This window comes from Nocardioides cynanchi, from assembly GCF_008761635.1.
GTDB lineage: Bacteria > Actinomycetota > Actinomycetes > Propionibacteriales > Nocardioidaceae > Nocardioides > Nocardioides cynanchi.
The window spans coordinates 1,242,996-1,262,727 of sequence record NZ_CP044344.1 but is presented as its reverse complement, the minus strand read 5'-3'; the positions used below and the strand labels follow the sequence as shown (position 1 = coordinate 1,262,727).

Below are 19,732 nucleotides of genomic sequence, written 5' to 3'. Positions count from 1 at the left end.
CCTGGGTGGGGTGGATGGTCATGCCACGCCCTCGGCCCGGGCGCGTCCGCGCAGGAGCCGGGAGAGGTCGTGGGCGTGCTCCGAGAGGGCGTGGCCGAGCTCGTCGTGGCGACCCTGGAGCCGGGGCGTGGGCCCCGAGATGCCGAGCGCCGCGACCAGCTCGCGAGAGCCGTGCACCGGCACCGCGATGCCGCTCAGCCCGAGCTCGAGCTCGTCGACCGTGGTGGCCCAGCCCCGGCGTACGCAGCGGCGTACGTCGCGGCGCAGGGCCTCGGGGTCGGTCACGGTGGCGTCGGTACGACGTTCGAGGGGCATGGCCACGGCCAGTCCGCCCCACGCGTAGAAGACCTTGCCGAGGGCCGAGCAGTGCGGCGGCACCTCGACCTGGGTCCAGTCACGGCTGCCGAGCAGGTAGCGGGCGTCGACCTGGGCGACCTGCACGACGCGGGCGCCCCGGCGGATGCTCAGGTGCACCGTCTCGCCGGTCTCCTGGCCGATCGTGGTCATCGTCGGGCGGGCCAGCCGGACCAGCTCCTGCCAGCGGTCGTGCCGGATCGCGTAGAGCCAGAACAGGCGGCCGGCGACGTAGGAGCCGCCCTCGTCGCGCTCGAGCAGGCCGGACCGTTCGAGCGCGGTCAGCATCCGCGAGGTGGTCGACTTCGGCAGCCCGCACTCGTCCTGGAGCTCGCCGAAGCTGAGCGGCTCGTCGGCGTGCACGACCGTGGCGACCAGGAGCGCGGCGCGGTCGACCGCCTGGGTCCCGCTCGCGGCGGGAGCCCGGGTCGTGGCCGGTGCTGGGCTCATCGGGTCCTGCCCACTGGAGTTCCATCATGTGGAACGGTCGTCCCACATGATGAGGCTAGGATGCGACGCGGATCACGTCAAGGCCGGCCGGCCGGTGTCGTGGTCCGCCCGTCCGACCGCTCGTGTCCCGTCCGCCTGCAGGAGGCTCGATGTTCCACAACCGCATGCCGCGCTACGAGATCCTCTCCGAGGAGGCGATGGCCACCCTGGATCGCGGCTGGCGCAGGCTGATGACCGAGATCGGCGTGGAGTTCATGGACGAGCGCGCGCTGCAGCTGTTCCGCGACGCCGGCCAGCGGGTCGAGGACAACACCGTCTTCCTGGACCCCGACTTCGTGCTCGCCCAGGTGGCCAAGGCCCCGCGCGAGTTCGACGTCCAGGCCCGCAACCCCGAGCACAGCATCCACATCGGTGGGGACTCGATGGCGTTCGGCTCGGTCTACGGCCCGCCGTTCGTCCGGGAGGGCGCCGTGCGCCGGGACGCGACGATGGACGACTTCCGCAACTTCACCCGCCTGGCACAGTCCTTCGACGCGCTCGACTCCGCCGGCGGCGTGATCTGCGAGCCCAACGACGCGCCCCTCGACAGCCGGCACCTCGACATGACCTACGCGCTCCAGACGCTGACCGACAAGGTCTACATGGGCAACGTGGTCTCCGGGGTCAACGCCCGCGACACGATCGCGATGACCGAGATCCTGTTCGGCTCGCGCAAGTCGATCGAGACGACGCCGGCCACGATCTCGCTGATCAACTGCAACTCCCCGCTGCGCTGGGACGACCGGATGCTGGAGGCGCAGTTCGAGTACTCCGGCGCCGGCCAGCCCGTGGTGCTGACGCCCTTCATCCTGATGGGCGCGATGTCCCCGGTGACCATCCCGGCCGCCCTCGTGCAGCAGATCGTCGAAGCCCTGTCCGGCATCGCGCTGTCCCAGCTGATCCGGCCCGGCACCCCGGTGATCTTCGGGTCGTTCCTGTCCAACATCGACATGCAGTCGGGCTCGCCGACGTTCGGCACGCCGGAGTCCGGCATCGGCCTGCTCTGCACCGGCCAGATCGCCCGCCACTTCGGGCTGCCCTTCCGCACCGGCGGCGGCCTGACGTCGTCGCAGACCCCGGACGCCCAGGCGGGCTACGAGGCCCTGATGACCATGCTGCCGACCTTCCTGGCCGGAGCGAACTGGGTGATGCACTCCGCCGGCTGGCTCGAGGGCGGCCTGGTGGCCGGCTACGAGAAGTTCGTGGTCGACGTGGAGATCCTCCAGATGCTCCAGGTGGAGTTCACCCCGCTGGAGATCGACGAGGACTCGATGGCGTTCGGCGCGCACGAGGAGGTCGGCCACGGCGGTCACTTCCTCGGGGCGATGCACACCATGGAGCGCTTCCGCACCTGCTTCTACCGCCCGCTGCTCTCGTCGTCGGAGAACTTCGAGCGCTGGAGCCGCAACGGTGGCCAGGACGCCGCCGAGCGGGCCGGGCACATCTACCGCACCCGCCTCCAGGAGTTCGTCCCGCCGGCCCTGGACGACGCCGTCCGCCAGGAGCTCGAGGAGTACGTCGTCCGCCGCCGGGCCGAGCTCGGCGACTGAGTCGGCGCAAACAGGCACACAAAGCACGCCGAGTCGGCACAAACAGGCACGCGAAGCACGCCGAGTCGGCACAAAGACGCACGGGAAGCACGCCGAGTCGGCACAACGAGGCACGGGAAGCACGCCGAGTCGGCGCAGACTGGCACGCGCCCCCGGGTCAGCGGAAGACGACCGTGCGGTGCCCGTTCAGCATCACCCGCGACTGCGAGTGCCACCGTACGGCGCGCGCCAGCACCTGGGCCTCGACGTCGCGCCCTGCGGCGACCAGGTCGTCCTGGCTGGACGCGTGGTCGACCCGCATCACGTCCTGCTCGATGATCGGACCCTCGTCGAGGTCGCCGGTCACGTAGTGCGCGGTCGCCCCCACCAGCTTGACGCCGCGGTCGAAGGCCTGGTGGTAGGGCCGGGCGCCCTTGAAGCTCGGCAGGAACGAGTGGTGGATGTTGATCGCCCGCCCGGACAGCGTCCGGCAGGTCTCGTCGGAGAGCACCTGCATGTAGCGAGCGAGGACGACGACGTGGACGTCGAGCTCGTCGACCAGGCCGAGCAGCTCCTTCTCGGCGACCGCCTTGGTCTCCGGAGTCACGGGGATGTGGTGGAAGTCCAGGCCGTAGGACCGCACCAGCGCCTCGGCGTCGGGGTGGTTGGAGACCACGGCCGGGATCTCGATCTGGAGCGAGTCCGTGCTGGCCCGGAAGAGCAGGTCGTTGAGGCAGTGCAGGTGCTTGGAGACCATGATCAGGGTGCGGTACGGCGCGGCCGAGTCCCAGAGCTCGAACTCCATGCCGAACGACTCCGCGACCGAGGCGAAGTCCGCCCGCAGACCGTCGGCGGTCGCCGGCTGGTCCGCGGTGAAGCCGATCCGCATGAAGAACCGCCCGGCCAGCGCGTCGCCGAACTGCTGGCTCTCCACGATGTTGCCGCCGTGGGAGCCGAGCCAGCCGGTGACCGCGTGGACGATCCCGGGGCGGTCGGGGCAGACCAGGCGCAGCACGAAGTCGCCCAGCGGGTTGCCGGCCGGAGGGATGGACGAGCTCATGCGGCATGCTCCTGCAGTCGAGATCGATGAGCCGAGATGTTGCGCCTGAAGATACACAATCTGTGATGCGCAACAAGGTTCCGCTAGGGTTGCAGCATGAGCAACAACGGGGCCAGTGTGGCGACCGAGGGTGCCAGCGTCCAGTCCGTCGACCGCGCCCTGGCGATCCTGGAGAGCCTGGCCCGGCTGGGCGAGGCCGGGGTCACCGAGCTGGCCGCCGAGCTCGGCGTCCACAAGAGCACCGCGTTCCGGCTGGCTGCCACGCTGGAGTCCCACCGGCTGGTCGAGCAGACCTCCGACCGCGGGAAGTACCGCCTCGGGGTCGGCATCCTGCGCCTGGCCGGCGCGACGACCGCCCGGCTCGACATCGTCCAGGAGGCGCGGCCGGTCTGCCGTGCGCTGGCCGCCGCGACCGGCGAGACGGTCAACATCGCCGTGCTCTCCGAGCACTCGGCCCTCTATCTCGACCAGGTCGCCGGCTCGTCCGCGCTCCAGCCGCACAACTGGGTCGGTCAGCACATCCCCCTGCACGCCACCAGCAACGGCAAGGTCCTGCTCGGCGGGCTGGACGACGCGGCGGTCGACGCCAGCGTGGGGGAGCTGACCCGCTACACCTCGCACACGATCACCAGCCGGGCCGCGCTTCGCGCCGAGCTCGAGCGGGTGCGCGCGGACGGCTACGCCGTCGCTGTCGACGAGCTCGAGATCGGTCTGGCCGCCGCTGCGGCCCCGATCCGCAGCGCGCACGGCGACGTGATCGCCTCGATGAGCGTGTCGGGTCCGACGTTCCGGCTGCCGGAGGAGGCGCTGCGCGCCGTGGTCAAGCAGCTGACCGAGGCCGCCCTCGAGGTCTCGCACCGGCTCGGCTGGGGTCAGCGCTAGCCGCTGCGTCGCCGGACCACATCCCGGCGATCCTTGACGTGGCGGGCTCGTCGCACCATCCTCACTGCTATCGCAACGGGTTGCGAAGGAGGCGGCTGGTTGCGGTTCGCGCAACACCATGCGCAGGGATGGAGCCCGGATCATGGCGGAGTTGTACGTCGACGGAGCGTGGTCGACCGCGCGCCAGGGCGGCCGCCGCGAGATCCGCTGCCCGGCGGACGGCACCCTGGTCGGCACCGTCGACGAGGCGTCGGCCGACGACACCGCGGCCGCGATCGGGGCCGCTCACCGGGCCTTCCACGAGGGTCCGTGGCCGGCGACCTCCGCTCGTGAGCGCGGCGACCTGCTGCTCCGGCTGGCGGACCTGCTCGAGCGGGACGCAGCCGTCCTTGCCCGGGCCGAGTCGCTGGACACCGGCAAGCGCCTGGTCGAGAGCGAGTACGACGTTGCCGACGTGGTCTCCGTCGTACGTCACTACGGGCGGGTGGCTGCCGAGGAGTCGGGCCGCGTGGTCGACACCGGCAACCCCGATGTCGTCAGCCGGATCGTCCACGAGCCGGTCGGGGTCTGCGCCCTGATCACGCCGTGGAACTACCCCCTGCTCCAGGTCTCCTGGAAGGTCGCGCCCTGCCTGGCGGCCGGCAACACCTTCGTGCTCAAGCCGAGCGAGCTGACCCCGCACACCGCCATCCACCTGATGCGCCTGCTCGAGGAGGCCGGGCTGCCACCCGGCGTCGGCAACCTGGTCCTGGGCGCCGGCATGGACGCCGGCGCGCCGCTGGCCGTCGACCCCCGGGTCGACCTGGTCTCGTTCACCGGCGGACTGGCCACCGGACGTTCCCTGATGGCCGCGGCCTCCGGCACCGTGAAGCGGATCGCGCTCGAGCTCGGCGGGAAGAACCCCAACATCGTCTTCGCGGACGCCGACCGCGGGGCGGCGCTCGACCTCGCCCTCACCGCGGTGTTCCTGCACTCCGGCCAGGTCTGCTCCGCCGGGGCCAGGCTGCTCGTCGAGGAGTCGATCCACGACGAGTTCGTCGACGAGCTGGTCGCCCGCGCCGGCACCATCCGACTGGGCGGCCCCTTCGACGAGAAGGCCGAGACCGGCCCGCTGACCAGTGCCGCCCACCGCGACAAGGTCGAGGCCTACGTCGCCGCCGGGATCGCGGAGGGCGCCGTCCTGCGCTGCGGTGGCGCCCGACCCGACGACCCCGCGCTCGCCGAGGGCTTCTACTACCTGCCGACGATCCTCGACGGCTGCACCAGCGCGATGTCGGTGACCCAGGACGAGTCCTTCGGGCCGGTCCTCACCGTGGAGACGTTCGCCGACGAGGACGACGCGGTCGCGATCGCCAACGACAGCATCTACGGCCTCGCCGGCGCGGTGTGGACGCAGGACGCCGGCAAGGCCCAGCGCGTGGCCAACCGGCTGCGGATGGGCACGGTCTGGATCAACGACTACCACCCCTACGTCGCCCAGGCCGAGTGGGGCGGCTACAAGCAGTCCGGCATCGGCCGCGAGCTCGGGCAGGCGGGGCTGGAGGAGTACCGCGAGACCAAGCACATCTGGCACAACATCCGCCCCCAGGCGCAACGGTGGTTCGGTGGCGTGGCCGGCTCGAGCGACGAGGCGCGATGAAGCGCGACCGGTACGACGTGGTGATCGTCGGTGGCGGCTCGGCCGGCTCGGCGCTGGCCAACCGGCTCTCAGCGGACCCGGGGACCAGCGTGCTGGTGCTCGAGGCCGGCCGCTCGGACTACCGGATCGACCCGTTCATCCACATGCCGGCGGCGCTGCCCTTCCCGATCGGCAGCAGGTTCTACGACTGGCGCTACGAGACCGATCCCGAGCCGGCGATGAACGGCCGCACCGTCTACCACGCGCGCGGCAAGGTCCTGGGCGGCTCCAGCAGCATCAACGGGATGATCTTCCAGCGCGGCAACCCGCTGGACTACCAGCGCTGGGCCTCCGACCCGGGCATGGAGACGTGGGACTACCTGCACTGCCTGCCCTACTTCAAGCGCATGGAGACCTGCCTGGCCGGAGCGGACGACTGGCGCGGCGGTGACGGGCCGCTGGTGCTCGAGCGCGGCCCGGCGGACAACCCGCTGTTCACGGCGTTCTTCCGGGCCGCAGTGGAGGCCGGCTACCCGGCCACCGACGACGTGAACGGCTACCGCCAGGAGGGCTTCGCGCGGTTCGACCGCAACATCCACCGCGGTCGGCGGCTCTCGGCCGCCCGGGCCTACCTCCACCCCGTGCAGGACCGGCCCAACCTCGACGTCCTCACCAACACCCTGGTCACCCGGGTGCGCTTCGAGGGGAAGCGGGCGGTCGGGGTCGACTGCGAGCTGCCCGGCCGCCGCAAGCGCAGCATCGGCGCCGGCGAGGTGATCCTGTGCGGCGGTGCCTTCAACACCCCTCAGCTCCTCCAGCTGTCCGGTGTCGGCGACGAGGCCCTGCTGCGTCGGCTCGGCATCGACGTCGTACACCACTCACCGGGAGTCGGGGAGAACCTCCAGGACCACCTCGAGGTCTACATCCAGTACGCCTCGAAGCAGCCGGTCTCCATCGCCCCCGGTCTGCGTTGGCGGGCCCGGCCCGGGATCGCCTACAACTGGCTGGTCCACCGCAGGGGGCTCGGCGCGACCAACCACTTCGAGGGCGGCGGCTTCTGCCGCAGCAACGACGACGTCGACTACCCGAACCTGATGTTCCACTTCCTGCCGGTCGCGATCCGGTACGACGGGTCGGCGCCCACCGAGGGCCACGGCTACCAGGTGCACGTCGGGCCGATGTACGCCGACACCCGGGGCCACGTCCGGATCCGCTCGACCGACCCGCGTGAGCATCCCTCGATCCTGTTCAACTACCTGTCCACGGCCAACGACCGGCGGGAGTGGGTCGAGGCCGTCCGGGTGGCGCGCGACATCCTCAACCAGCCGGCGTTCGCGGCGTACAACGACGGCGAGCTCTCGCCCGGCCCGTCGGTCGAGACCGACGACGAGATCCTGGACTGGGTACGCCGCGACGCGGAGACCGCTCTGCACCCCTCGTGCACCGCCCGGATGGGCACCGACGACCTCTCGGTCGTCGACCCGACCACCATGGGCGTGCACGGCACCGAAGGGCTGCGCGTCGTGGACGCGTCGGTGTTCCCCTACGTCACCAACGGCAACATCTACGCCCCGGTGATGATGGTCGCCGAGAAGGCGGCCGACCTGATCGCCGGCCGCACACCCCTGCCCGCCGCCGACGTCCTCTACTACCGGCATCGCGACCGCATGCCGCTCTACCCGCCCGGCGACGGCCGCAACGCCGTTCCGGCAGCCGACCCGGCCGATCCGGCCGGCACCCAGGAGGTCGCCAGATGACCGCGCCCACGATCGAGCCCGCCCGGGCCACCACCGGCGGCTCCACCGACCCCGCCCTGAAGGTGGACGGCCTCTGGAAGATCTTCGGCAACCGCTCCGAGAAGATCATCGGTACCCCCGACGCCGATCTCTCGCGTAAGGACCTCCAGGAGAAGACCGGCTGCGTGATGGCCGTCAAGGACGTCTCGTTCGAGGTCGCACCCGGCGAGGTCTTCGTGGTGATGGGCCTGTCCGGCTCTGGGAAGTCGACCCTGGTCCGGATGCTGACCCGCCTGATCGAGCCGACCGCCGGGACGGTGCACCTGGGCGACGACGAGGTCACCAGTGCCGACGAGAAGGCACTGCGCGACCTGCGTCGCAAGCGGGTCGGCATGGTCTTCCAGCACTTCGGCCTCCTGCCGCACCGCCAGGTGCTCGACAACATCGCCTTCGGCCTCGAGGTCCGCGGCGAGGACCGCAGCGAGCGACGCGACCGGGCGCAGGAGATGGTGGACCTGGTCGGCCTCTCCGGCTACGAGCGGTCCTACCCCGACCAGCTCTCCGGCGGCATGCAGCAGCGCGTGGGCCTGGCCCGGGCCCTGGCGGCCGACCCGGACGTGCTCCTCTTCGACGAGCCGTTCTCGGCCCTCGACCCCCTGATCCGGCGCGACATGCAGAACGAGGTCATCCGGTTGCACCACGAGGTGGGCAAGACGATGGTCTTCATCACCCACGACCTGGCCGAGGCGCTCAAGCTCGGCGACCGGATCCTGATCATGCGCGACGGCGAGGTCGTCCAGGTCGGGCGGCCCGACGAGGTCGTCGGGGCTCCGGCCGACGACTACGTGCGCGACTTCGTCTCCGACGTCCCCAAGTCGCACGTGCTGACCCTGAAGTGGGTGATGCGCCCGGTCAACGGCGACGAGGCCATCGAGGGCCCGGCACTCCAGGCCGACCAGGTCGTGCGCGAAGCGGCACGGGCGGTGCTCGACAACCGGGGGCCGTGCCGGGTCGTGGACGGCGACAAGGTGGTCGGCGTCGTGGACGACGAGGACATCCTCCGCGTCGTGGTGGCGGAGGAGCACCGGTCGTGAGCGTGCTCGTGACCTCCGAGTCGCGGCCCGGGCCGGCTGTTCCCAAGGAGGAACAGCCGCGGGCCGCTCCGGTCGAGAAGCGTCGTACCGGTCTCAAGCTCGGCGCGGTCGCCGTGGTGTGGGTCGTCGGCTGGCTGCTGTTCCGGGGCCACGCCACGCTCGCGGTCCCGTTCCAGCAGCTGAACGGCTTCCACACCTGGATCAACCACCTGCGCGACAGCATCCAGGCCTCGGCCCAGACCAACTGGTTCTTCCACGGCGTGATCGGCAACATCACGGACTTCTTCAACTGGCTGGTCGCGAAGCTCCAGTCGTGGGTGAGCGTCCCGTCGCCGCCGCGGCCGGTGCCCGAGATCGGCTGGATCGGTGTGGTCGCGCTGCTGGCCTGGATCGGGCTGGCCGCGGCCGGAGTGCGCTACGCCCTCGTGGTGGCCGTCACGGTCATGCTCTTCGGGTTCGGTGGATTCTGGCAGGACGGCGTGGACACCCTGATCATCACCGTGATCTCGGTCGTGGCCTGCGTCATCGTCGGGCTCCCGCTCGGCATCGCGATGTCCCGGCGCCGGTGGCTGTCGGCCGCAGTGACGCCGGTGCTCGACGTGATGCAGACGATGCCGTCGTTCGCCTACCTCTCACCGTTGTCCCTGATCTTCGGCATCGGCCCGTCCGCGGCGGTGGTGCTCACCTTCATCTACGCGCTGCCCCCGTTGGTCCGGATCACCGAGCACGGCATCAGGACCGTGCCGGAGTCGACGATCGAGGCGGCGGGGTCGATGGGGCTGACCACCCGCCAGCTGCTCCGCAAGGTCCAGCTGCCGATGGCCCGGCGCACGATCGTGGTCGGTCTCAACCAGTGCACGATGGCGGCTCTCTCGATGGCCGTGATCGCGGCGTTCGTGGCGGGCCCCGGCCTCGGCCAGGACGTGAGCAACGCCCTGACCAACCTCGATGTCGGCACCGCGACCGTCTCGGGCATGCTGATCGTGGCGATCGCGATCATGCTCGACCGCACCACGACCGCGGCCAGCGAGCGTCGTGAGCACGTGCAGGGCCGGATCGCGTCGGTGTCCGGCATGGGTGTGATGATGACCAGCGTCGTGCTGGAGCGGCTTCCCCGCTGGGCCAGCCAGGACCACCGGGTCGCCCGACGCCGGCCCTCGGCGCTGATGCGCCGCCTCGTGCTCGGCCTGGCCGTGGTCCCCGTGCTGGTCGCGGTCTACCTCTCCCGTCAGTACCTCAACCTCGCGCTGTTCCCCGAGTCCTGGAACGTCGGCACCGACCTGGCGGCGAAGGTCAACGACTTCGTGAACTGGTTCGTCAACCACGTGGACACGGTCACCACGGGCTTCAAGAACGCGGTCTCCTACGGGCTCCTCAACCCGTTGCAGAACCTGATGGCCAACTCGCCGTGGTGGCTGATGGCGTTCGTGCTGCTGGCGGCCGGGCTGGTCCTCGGCGGCTGGCGGGCGCTGGTCTCGGTCGCGGTGTGCCTGGCGATCATCCTGGGCACCGGCCTGTGGAACGACACGATGATCACCCTGACCATGACCCTGGTCGCCACCATCCTGGTGATGATCAGCGCGGTCGTGCTGGGTGTCGCCATGGGACGCAACCGACTCATCGACGTCTGGGTCCGGCCGTTCCTCGACACCTTCCAGACGATCCCGTCGTTCGTCTACCTGGTGCCTGCGCTGGCGCTGTTCGGTGCGAGCCGCTTCACCGCGATCGTGGCGGCGGTGGCGTACGGCGTACCGATCGCGACCAAGCTCGTCGCCGACGGCATCCGCGGCGTCTCGGCGACCACGGTGGAGGCGGCTCAGGCCTCGGGCATCACCAGCTGGCAGATGATCCTCAAGGTCCAGATCCCGATGGCCCGCGAGTCCCTCGTGCTCGCGACCAACCAGGGCCTGCTCTACGTGCTGTCCGTCGTGGTGATCGGCGGTCTGGTCGGCGGCGGCAGCCTCGGCTACCTCGTCGTCTCGGGGTTCTCGCAGGACCAGCTGTTCGGGAAGGGCCTGGCGGCCGGCATCGCCATCACCGCCTTGGGGGTGATGCTGGATCGAGTCGCCCGTTACACGGCTGCCAGATACGGCCGCGCCTGAGCACAGCACAGCCTCCTGGATCAACACACGGAACCCGACGGAAGAAGGAATCGCATGAGAAGAACCACCCAGGTCCGACTGTTCGGGGTGGTGGCAGCGGCAGCACTGCTGCTGACCGCCTGCGGCGGCGGAGGCATCAAGAACAACACGACCGCGGGCGGGACCAAGGCCTGCGGCAACTTCAACATCGCGGTCAACCCGTGGACCGGCTACGTCTCGGACGCCTACGTCGTGGGCGACCTCGCCGCCTCCAAGCTCGGCTGCAACGTCAGCTACAAGAACGTGAAGGAGGAGGTCGGCTGGCAGGGCATGTCCAGCGGCACGATCGACACGATCCTGGAGAACTGGGGCCACGCCGACCTGGTCAAGAAGTACATCACCGACCAGAAGACCGTGGTGGACGCCGGCCAGACCGGCAACGAAGGCATCATCGGCTGGTACGTACCGCCGTGGATGGCCCAGAAGTACCCCGACATCACCAACTGGAAGAACCTTAACAAGTACGCCTCGATGTTCAAGACCAGTGAGTCCGGGGGCAAGGGCCAGCTGCTCGACGGCGACCCGTCGTACGTCACCAACGACGAGGCACTGGTCAAGAACCTCAACCTGAACTACCAGGTCGTGGTCGGCGGCAGCGAGGCGGCGCTGATCCAGAGCTTCCGCAGCGCGGAGAAGAACAAGACGCCGCTGCTGGCGTACTTCTACGAGCCGCAGTGGTTCTTCTCGGAGATGAAGCTGGTCAAGGTGAACCTGCCCAAGTACACGCCGGGCTGCGACTCCGACCCCGCGAAGGTGGCCTGCGACTACCCGCCGTACCACCTGAACAAGCTGATCTCGAAGAAGTTCGACGACTCCGGGTCGCCGGCGGCCACGCTGGTCAAGAACTTCAACTGGACCAACGACGACCAGAACCTGGTCTCGCAGTACATCGCCAAGGACGGGATGAAGCCGGCCGACGCCGCCCAGAAGTGGATCGACGCCAACCCGGACAAGGTCGCCGCCTGGCTGCAGGGGACCGGCGCCACCAGCTGACCGGCTGACCGGACCTGACACCGGTACCCGGCCGGGTTGACACCCGGCCGGGTACCCGTGATGGTTTATCCTGTTCCGTATCACGCTTTATGTTGCACATAGCGCAACATCCGTAGCATCCGTACGGCGGAGCCCGCCGGCAGAGATCGAGGAAGTCCATGGCCACCGTTCCTCCCACCGCCCGCGTCGTCGTGATCGGGGCCGGCATCGTCGGCAACAGCCTCGTGCAGCACCTGGCGCGGCTCGGCTGGCGCGACATCGTCCAGCTGGACAAGGGCCCGCTGCCCAACCCCGGCGGGTCCACCGGGCACGCCTCGAACTTCATCTTCACCGTGGACCACTCGCGCGAGATCGCCGACCTGACCCTGGACTCCGTGCGGCAGTACCAGGAGATGGGCGTCTTCACCCAGTGCGGTGGCTTCGAGATCGCCCGCACCGAGGAGCGGATGGAGGAGCTGCGCCGCCGGATGTCGAGCGCCCGCGCCTGGGGCATCGAGTCCGAGCTGGTCAGCCCGGAGTTCGTCAAGGAGAAGGTCCCGTTCATCGAGACCGACCAGTTCATCGGCGCGTTCTGGACCCCCGGCGTCGGCGTCGTCGACTCGCTGCGGGCCGGCACGATCATGCGCGAGGAGGCAATGGCGCTCGACGCGCTGACCGTCGTCCCCAACGTCGAGGTGCTCGGCCTCGACGTCGAGGACACCCCGACCGGACGCCGGATCACCCGGGTGCGCACCAGCGAGGGTGACATCGAGACCTCGACCGTGGTGATCGCGTGCGGCGTGTGGAGCCCCAAGATCGGCGACATGGCGGGCATCAAGATCCCCCTCACCCCGGCCGTGCACCAGATGATCAGCGTGGGCCCGTGTCCCCAGCTGGCCGAGCGCGAGGGTGAGATCTCCTTCCCGATCGTCCGCGACATGGACACGTTCTGCTACGAGCGCCAGCACGGCGCCGACATGGAGGTGGGCTCCTACGCCCACCGCGCGATCCTGCACGAGCCCGAGGACATCCCGACCATCGAGCAGTCGAAGCTGTCCCCGACCGAGATGCCCTTCACCTCCGACGACTTCGACCCGCAGCTGGAGCAGGCCTACGAGCTGATGCCGGAGCTCCTCGGTGCCGAGGGCGCCGAGATGCGCTACGCCATCAACGGCCTGCTCTCGCTGACCTGCGACGGCAACCCGATCCTGGGCGAGAGCGAGGTCGGCGGTCTCTGGACCGCGGCCGCGGTCTGGATCAAGGAGGGTCCCGGCGTCGGCCGCGCGGTCGCCGAGCAGATGACGCAGGGCTGGTCGGAGATCGACATCCACCACAGCGACATCGCCCGGTTCCACGCCCACCAGGGCCGCCGCGAGCACACCCGGCTGCGCACGACCGAGTCGTTCATCAAGACCTACGGGATCATCCACCCCAGCGAGCAGTACGAGTCGGACCGCGACCAGCGGCTCTCGCCGATGAACGAGTCACAGAAGAAGCTCGGCGCGGTGTTCTACGAGACCGCCGGCTGGGAGCGCCCGTTCTGGTACGAGTCCAACGCCGAGCTCCTCGAGCAGTACGGCGACGCCGTGATGCCCCGCGAGCACGAGTGGGACGCGCGCTGGTGGAGCCCGATCATCAACGCCGAGCACCTGCGGATGCGCGAGGCCGCCGGGGTCGTCGACCTGAGCGCCTTCTGCGTCTTCGACATCGAGGGACCCGAGGCGCTGGCCGCGGTGCAGCGCACCTGCGTCGCGCAGTGCGACGTCGCCGTCGGCAAGGTGATCTACACGCCGGTGCTCGACGCACGCGGTGGCTTCCTGTCCGACCTCACCGTGATGCGCCTGGGCGACGACCACTTCCGCGTGGTCACCGGTGGCGCCCACGGCATGGCCGACCGCAAGACCTTCGGGGACCAGCTCGCGCAGGTCTCGCCCGACGCCTCCACCACGCTGACCGACCGCACCGACGAGGTCTCGACCATCGGCCTGTGGGGGCCGCGGGCCCGCGACATCCTCAGCAGCCTGGCCGACGACGACCTGAGCGACGCGGGCTTCGGCTTCCTGACCTGCCGCGAGCTCGCCGTACGCGTCGCCGGTGGCGGCACGGTCACCGTGCTGGCGTCGCGGATCTCCTACGTCGGCGAGCTGGGCTGGGAGCTCTACGTCGCGATGTCCGACGCCGCGGCCCTCTGGGAGGCGCTGCTCGAGGCCGGTCGCCCGCACGGTGCGGTGCCGGTCGGGATCGGTGTGTACGGCACCACCGGCCGGATCGAGAAGGGCTATCGCGCGTACGGCGCGGAGCTCGACGCCGAGCGGACCATCGTGGAGGCCGGCATGCAGCGGCCCAAGGTCAAGGCGGCGGACTTCGTGGGCCGCGACGCCTACCTCGCCCAGCGCGAGGCGCCCGCCGCCTCGGTCCTGTGCACGCTGACCGTCGACGACCACACCTCCGCGTCCGGGACCAAGCGCTACATGCTCGGCGGCGAGCCGATCCTGACCCGCGACGGCGGCGCGCTGACCGACGGGCACGGCCACCACCCCTACGTCACCAGCGCCGGCTCGGCTCCCTCGCTGGGCAAGCACGTGCTGATGGCCTACCTGCCGGTCGACGAGGCGCGGATCGGCAACGAGCTGGCGGTGTCGTACATGGAGGAGCTCTACCCGGTGACCGTCGGCTCGGTGGATGCCACGCCGCTGCTCGACCCGGCCAACGAGCGGCTCCGCTGATGGGGGCGTCGGTCCTGGTCTGCGTGAAGCGGGTGGTCGACTCCTCCGGTGAGGTCGTGCTCACCGAGGACGCCCAGGCGGTCGACGGTCGGTTCGCGGGCTTCACCACCAGCGCCCACGAGGAGTGCGCCGTGGAGCTGGCCATCCAGGCCGCCGCGTCGACCGAGGGCAGCGCCGCGGTGCTCACCATCGGCGAGGCGGAGGCGGTCGAGCAGCTGCGCACCGCCCTGGCGCTGGGGTGCACGTCGGCCACCCACGTCGTCGCCGACTCCTCCCGGCTCGGCCCGGCCGACGTGGCCCGCGAGATCGCGGCCGTGGTCCGCGACCACGCGGCGACGGGGGAGAGCCACGACCTCGTCCTGCTCGGCAACGACGCGGCCGACTCCGGTGACTTCCAGGTCGGCATCCGGCTCGCCTACGAGCTCGGCTGGCCGGTCGTGAACGGCGTCTCGACGCTGGCCGTCGAGGGGGACGAGGTCGTCGCCAGCGGCGAGGGCCCGGACGGACGCGAGACCTACCGCGTCTCCCTGCCCGCCGTGGTCACCGTGCTCGAGGGCGGCGTCGAGCCCCGCTACCCCGGTGTCCCGGGCCGGCTGAAGGCCAAGAAGATCCTGATCGAGGAGCGCGAGCTGGCGGCCGAGCCGGCCGGGCCGAAGCGGGTGCGCCTGCTGCTCCCACCCGCGCAACCGAGCGACGTACAGATCCTCGGCACCGGTGCCGAGGCGGCGCCGGCCGTGGTCGACCTGCTCGAGACCCTGGGGGTGCTGGCCCGATGATCCTGGTCTTCGTGGAGACCGATGCCTCCGGCGCCACCGAGGTGTCGCGTGAGGCGGTCACCTTCGCCCGCACCCTGTCCGCCGCCGGCGGCGGGGTGCCGATCGACGCGGTCCTCGTCGGTCCGTCCGCCGCCGACCTCCCGGGCGTCGTGCAGTCGCTCGGCAGTCACGGCGTACGACGCGTGCACCACGTCACCGGCGACGCTTTCGGCGCCTACTCCGGTGCGGCCTGGGCCTCCGCGGTCCAGGGTGTCCGCGCCACCGCGGCCTCGGTGGTCGTGATGGCCGCCGGTACGCCGCGGGGCATGGAGGTGCTGGCCCATCTCGCGGCCCGCGCAGGGGTGGCGATGGCGGCGAACGTGACGTCGTTCGGTGGTCTGTCGCCGTTCACCGTGACCCGTCAGGTCGTGGGCGGTGCGGCGCTGGAGGAGATGCAGCTCGACCAGCGGCCGGCGGTGTTCACCGTGGCCGGTCACGCTGTGGAGGCGGCCCCCGCCGACCAGCCGGTCGACGCCGAGCTGGTCGAGAGCTCACCCGAGGTGTCGGCCGACGACCTCCGGGCCCGCGTGGTGTCCTCCGACCCGGCCCCGCCGGACGAGGCCGGCGGCCTGAAGTCGGCCCGGGTGGTCGTCGGGGCCGGTCGTGGCGCCGGGTCCAGCGAGGGCTTCGCCGACCTGGTGGAGCTCACCGACCTGCTGGGCGGCTCGCTCGGGGTCTCCCGCGTGGTCACCTCCCTTGGCTGGCGGCCGCACCACGAGCAGGTCGGCCAGACGGGGGTGCGGATCTCGCCCGAGCTCTACATCCCGTGCGGCATCAGCGGCGCGATCCAGCACTGGGCCGGCTGCTCGAGCGCCAAGACGATCCTGGCCATCAACACCGACGCCGAGGCGCCGATGGTGACCAAGGCGTCGTACGCCGTGATCGGCGACCTGCACGAGGTCGTGCCGGCGATCAACGCCGAGATCCGGCGCCGTCGCGGCGCCTGACCCTCGACGTCGCTCGCGCCGCCGAGAGTCCGTCGCGCAGGGGCCGCCGGTCCCGTCGCTGGGTGTCGTTGGCCTCCTGCGCCGACCCGAGCGCCGTGTCACCGTGGAGGTGACCGACGAGAGGAAGCCTGCAGTGACGATCGCGATGTTCCGTGCCCTGGACGACCTGGCCGCCGAGGAGCCCGACCGCACCCACGTGTGCGTCGCCGACGACGACGCGGGTGACGACTGTTGCTGCATCGCCGCTGCGGTGGTCGCCGCCGAGGGCCTGGAGTAGGCCGCTCGGCTGTCACCGGCACTCAGCGCGGGATCGACTCCTGCCAGGTGCGGGAGCTGATCTCCTCGCCGTTGTGGGCCGCGTGCGTCCAGATCCGCACGTCGTACCCCGCCGCGGTGACGTCCACCGTCATCCCGGACCGGACCACCACCTCGGTGCCGGGCCAGGTCAGCTCGAACGTCGTGTGCGCGTCCGCGCGCTGGGCGAAGGTGCGCCGGTCGACGCTCACCTCGCCGAGGTAGAGCTCGTGCGCTGTGCCGTCGTACGGCGTGAGGTAGCGGCTGTCGGAGCGCGTCGTCGCCGACGTCCTGCGGGCCAGCACGTCGTGGTGGATCGACCAGCTGACCCCCTCGACCGACTCCGACGAGTGCTCGGCGCCCGGGCCGAAGCCGGGCGTCGGGTAGTCCCCCTCGTCGAGCAGCGGCAGGGTCAGTGACGCCGTCCGCAGGTGCAGCGTCACCGGCTCCGGGGGCGCGACGGTGTTGGGCCAGTCGGAGCCGGCCACCGAGACCCGCAGGGTCTGCCCGGGCGCCCACTGGTAGGCGCAGGCGTCCAGGACCACCTCGACCTCGTACTCACGGCCGGGCACCAGCGGGGACGGCTCGCCGTGCACGCCGTCGCGGTAGGTCAGGTCGAGGGTGCCGCGGGTGACCAGCGCGGAGGTGCCGTCCGGGAAGACGTCGCACACCTTGACCGACAACGACGCGGCCGGGACCGTCGCCCAGACCCGGGCGCGGAGCACCGGGTGGCCGACGACCGGTCCGGGTGGCGGGTCGATCTCCCAGGTGACGGAGCGCTCGTCGTCGAGCCGCTGGTCGCCCGACAGCCCCCACGGCAGGTGGCCGGCGCAGTCGATCCAGGCCGCGGTGCCGACGTCGGGCGCCACCTCGAGCGACACCGGTGCGGTCAGGTCGAGGGTCGCCTCGGTCACCGGCGGCACCGACGGCAGGGTCAACCAGGCGCCGTCGTGCAGGTCCAGGTCGATCTCGGGCCGGGTGGAGGAGCGGACGAAGACGTCGCAGCGGTCCTCGTGGTCACCGCGCCCGCGCAGCCAGCGGTCGAACCACGCGACCAGCTCGGCCTCGAAGTCGATCCGGGGGCCGGGCATCGCGGTGGTCGGGTCGGCATGCGCCCAGGGTCCGGCCAGCAGCCGGTGCGGGGTGCCGTGCCGGGCCAGCTCGGCCACCGTGCGGAAGGAGTTGTTGCGGTAGCCGTCTGCCCAGCCGGCCACGATCATCGTCGGGCACGCGATCCGCTCGTAGCCCGCGGTCGTGCCCCCGAGACGCAGCGACCCGTGGTCCCAGTAGGCGCCGTGCCGGTGCTCCCGCAGCCAGGTCAGCACCCACGGCTCGTTGGTCTCCAGCCGCCGCAGCCACTCGTCGTACCAGCTCCGGCCGTCGGGGGAGTCCCAGACGGCCGGCACGGGCGGCAGCACGCACATCGGCGTCATGTAGTGGTCGTAGTCGACGAGGTCGACCAGCCGCAGCGCCCCGCCGCGCCAGTGCACGTCGTCGGTCCAGCGGTCGTCGGTGGCGTAGATCGCGCAGATCGCCTTGAGCGCCGGCGGCCGTTCGCAGGCGATCTGGAGCGAGTTGAAGCCGGAGTACGACGTGCCCCACATCCCGACCTGTCCGTCGCACCACGGCTGCTCAGCCAGCCAGGCGATCGCGTCGGGCAGGTCGGTCTGCTCTGCCTCCTGGTACTCGTCGAGCGCGTCACCCGGCGAGGAGCCGGTGCCCCGCACGTCGATCCGGCACACGGCGTACGAGTGGCGCTCGCACAGCGACTCGTAGCTCGCGGCGTACGACGACGTCAGGTCGTCCTTGCGGTACGGCAGGGCCTCCACCAGGCAGGGCTGCGGGCCCGCGGACTGGTCGGGCAGGTACAGCGTCGCGGCCAGGAACAGGCCGTCCCGGACGGGGATCCGGGTCTCCTCGACCCTCATGGCCGGCCGCCCTTCGAGCCGGTCGAGACCAGCTCCAGGATCTCGGGTGTGTGGATCGTCGGGCTGGTGTTGCCGGCCCGCCCCACCACGGTGGGGGCGGCGAACATGGAGTTCAGGACCGCCTCCTCCGAGGCCTCGACGACCGCTGCGAACAGCGGGTCGAGGGCCCGGCCGGTCACGACCGGGGTGCCATCGGGTCTGCCGTCGCGGTCGAGCCGGAGGCCGGTGCCGAACGCCATGAAGATCTCACCGCTGCCGTGGTGCGCCACCGACCCGGCCCGGGCCAGCCCGAGCCCGACCCGGCGGGCGAGCCGGGCGCACGACGCCCCGTCGACGGCCGCGTCGGTGACCACGATTCCGATGCACGAGCCGGCCGGCGCCTTCCCGACGCCGCCTGCATCGGTCGAGCCCGTCGACACCACCGGCCCGAGCCTGCGTCCGACGGGAACGCCGTTCACGATGCACTCCTCGCGGGAGCCGAAGTTGGTCATCAGCAGGACGGCGACGGTGTGCTCGGCCTCGCCGACCTGCACGACCCGCGACGCCGTGCCGATGCCGCCCTTGAAGTCGAAGCACGACATCCCGGTACCGGACCCGACCGCACCCTCGTCGGGTGGCGTCTGCGACCCGCGTGCGGCCAGCGCTGCCTGCCAGGCCGCGACCACGTCCTCGTGCTCGACCTGCATCCGGCGGGCGTCGTTGAGCCAGGAGTCGTCGCACTCCGCGACGACGGGGATCACGAAGTCGGTCGCCGACGACGAGTTGTGCTCGAGCTCGATCCGGCACGCCGAGTCGTAGACACGCCCCAGCTGCAGGGTGGAGGTCAGGTACACCGGCGTCTCCGCGGAGCCCCACTCGGCGGCGGTGATGAAGCCGGTGCACTCCCCGGCGCCGTTGAGCACCGCGCCGCCGGCCGGGAGCGGCCGGCTGAAGGCGTCCTCGGCCAGCACCAGCACGGTGACCCCGGTGCGCGCCACGCCGCGACCGGCGGGCGGATCGGGCTCGTCGCGGTGGACGGTGGTGTGGCCGAGGCCGACCCCCGGAACGTCGAGGACGGAGTTGGTCGGACCGGTCGGCAGGGCCCCGATGACGATCCCTAGGTCTCGGGCGCGCGGCATGGGCTCATCCAACCAGTAAGTGGTGCTTT

General features: G+C 71.0%; 15 protein-coding genes. 11 read left to right on the top strand and 4 right to left on the bottom strand.

Going from position 1 to position 19,732, the window contains the following annotated elements:
- Positions 1-18: 18 nt before the first annotated feature.
- Positions 19-804 (bottom strand): IclR family transcriptional regulator, encoded by a 786-nt coding sequence (locus tag E3N83_RS06290; RefSeq protein WP_151082482.1) that lies wholly within the window; start codon positions 802-804, stop codon positions 19-21.
- Between the two features lie 149 nt (positions 805-953).
- On the opposite strand from E3N83_RS06290, the gene E3N83_RS06285 reads away from it, so the two are divergent.
- On the top strand, positions 954-2,393 hold the full coding sequence (locus E3N83_RS06285) for a trimethylamine methyltransferase family protein (protein ID WP_151082481.1): 1,440 nt from the start codon (positions 954-956) through the stop codon (positions 2,391-2,393).
- A 157-nt stretch (positions 2,394-2,550) separates the two neighbouring features.
- On the opposite strand, the gene purU is transcribed toward E3N83_RS06285, so the two are convergent.
- Positions 2,551-3,432, bottom strand: a complete 882-nt coding sequence (gene purU, locus E3N83_RS06280; protein WP_151082480.1) for a formyltetrahydrofolate deformylase — start codon at positions 3,430-3,432, stop codon at positions 2,551-2,553.
- Positions 3,433-3,528: 96 nt separating this feature from the next.
- Between purU and E3N83_RS06275 the strand changes: the two genes are divergently transcribed.
- The 10 genes from E3N83_RS06275 (at position 3,529) to E3N83_RS19470 (ending at position 16,640) form a co-directional block, all read left to right on the top strand.
- Positions 3,529-4,314, top strand: coding sequence for an IclR family transcriptional regulator (locus tag E3N83_RS06275; protein ID WP_151082479.1), 786 nt, complete (start codon positions 3,529-3,531; stop codon positions 4,312-4,314).
- A gap of 142 nt (positions 4,315-4,456) precedes the next feature.
- Positions 4,457-5,953 carry an aldehyde dehydrogenase family protein gene (locus E3N83_RS06270; protein ID WP_151082478.1) on the top strand — a complete coding sequence of 499 codons (1,497 nt, stop codon included), beginning with the start codon at positions 4,457-4,459 and terminating at the stop codon, positions 5,951-5,953.
- Positions 5,950-7,689 (top strand): choline dehydrogenase, encoded by a 1,740-nt coding sequence (betA, locus tag E3N83_RS06265; protein ID WP_151082477.1) that lies wholly within the window; start codon positions 5,950-5,952, stop codon positions 7,687-7,689. Before E3N83_RS06270 ends, betA begins: the two co-directional genes overlap by 4 nt.
- Complete coding sequence (locus tag E3N83_RS06260) at positions 7,686-8,762, top strand: quaternary amine ABC transporter ATP-binding protein (RefSeq protein WP_151082476.1); 1,077 nt, start codon at positions 7,686-7,688, stop codon at positions 8,760-8,762. The genes betA and E3N83_RS06260 overlap by 4 nt, the downstream gene beginning before the upstream one ends.
- Positions 8,759-10,864: an ABC transporter permease gene (locus tag E3N83_RS06255; RefSeq protein WP_202879336.1), complete on the top strand. Its 2,106-nt coding sequence runs from the start codon at positions 8,759-8,761 to the stop codon at positions 10,862-10,864. The genes E3N83_RS06260 and E3N83_RS06255 overlap by 4 nt, the downstream gene beginning before the upstream one ends.
- A 54-nt stretch (positions 10,865-10,918) precedes the next feature.
- On the top strand, positions 10,919-11,896 hold the full coding sequence (locus E3N83_RS06250; protein WP_151082475.1) for an ABC transporter substrate-binding protein: 978 nt from the start codon (positions 10,919-10,921) through the stop codon (positions 11,894-11,896).
- Between the two features lie 158 nt (positions 11,897-12,054).
- Positions 12,055-14,601 (top strand): GcvT family protein, encoded by a 2,547-nt coding sequence (locus E3N83_RS06245; protein ID WP_151082474.1) that lies wholly within the window; start codon positions 12,055-12,057, stop codon positions 14,599-14,601.
- Complete coding sequence (locus E3N83_RS06240; protein WP_151082473.1) at positions 14,601-15,377, top strand: electron transfer flavoprotein subunit beta/FixA family protein; 777 nt, start codon at positions 14,601-14,603, stop codon at positions 15,375-15,377. The genes E3N83_RS06245 and E3N83_RS06240 overlap by 1 nt, the downstream gene beginning before the upstream one ends.
- On the top strand, positions 15,374-16,363 hold the full coding sequence (locus tag E3N83_RS06235; RefSeq protein ID WP_151082472.1) for an electron transfer flavoprotein subunit alpha/FixB family protein: 990 nt from the start codon (positions 15,374-15,376) through the stop codon (positions 16,361-16,363). The genes E3N83_RS06240 and E3N83_RS06235 overlap by 4 nt, the downstream gene beginning before the upstream one ends.
- 133 nt (positions 16,364-16,496) lie before the next feature.
- Positions 16,497-16,640 carry a hypothetical protein gene (locus tag E3N83_RS19470; RefSeq protein ID WP_191907979.1) on the top strand — a complete coding sequence of 48 codons (144 nt, stop codon included), beginning with the start codon at positions 16,497-16,499 and terminating at the stop codon, positions 16,638-16,640.
- A gap of 22 nt (positions 16,641-16,662) precedes the next feature.
- On the opposite strand, the gene E3N83_RS06230 is transcribed toward E3N83_RS19470, so the two are convergent.
- Together E3N83_RS06230 and E3N83_RS06225 are read right to left on the bottom strand one after the other, a co-directional pair.
- Complete coding sequence (locus E3N83_RS06230; protein WP_151082471.1) at positions 16,663-18,585, bottom strand: CocE/NonD family hydrolase; 1,923 nt, start codon at positions 18,583-18,585, stop codon at positions 16,663-16,665.
- On the bottom strand, positions 18,582-19,703 hold the full coding sequence (locus E3N83_RS06225) for a P1 family peptidase (protein WP_151082470.1): 1,122 nt from the start codon (positions 19,701-19,703) through the stop codon (positions 18,582-18,584). Before E3N83_RS06225 ends, E3N83_RS06230 begins: the two co-directional genes overlap by 4 nt.
- Positions 19,704-19,732: the final 29 nt, after the last annotated feature.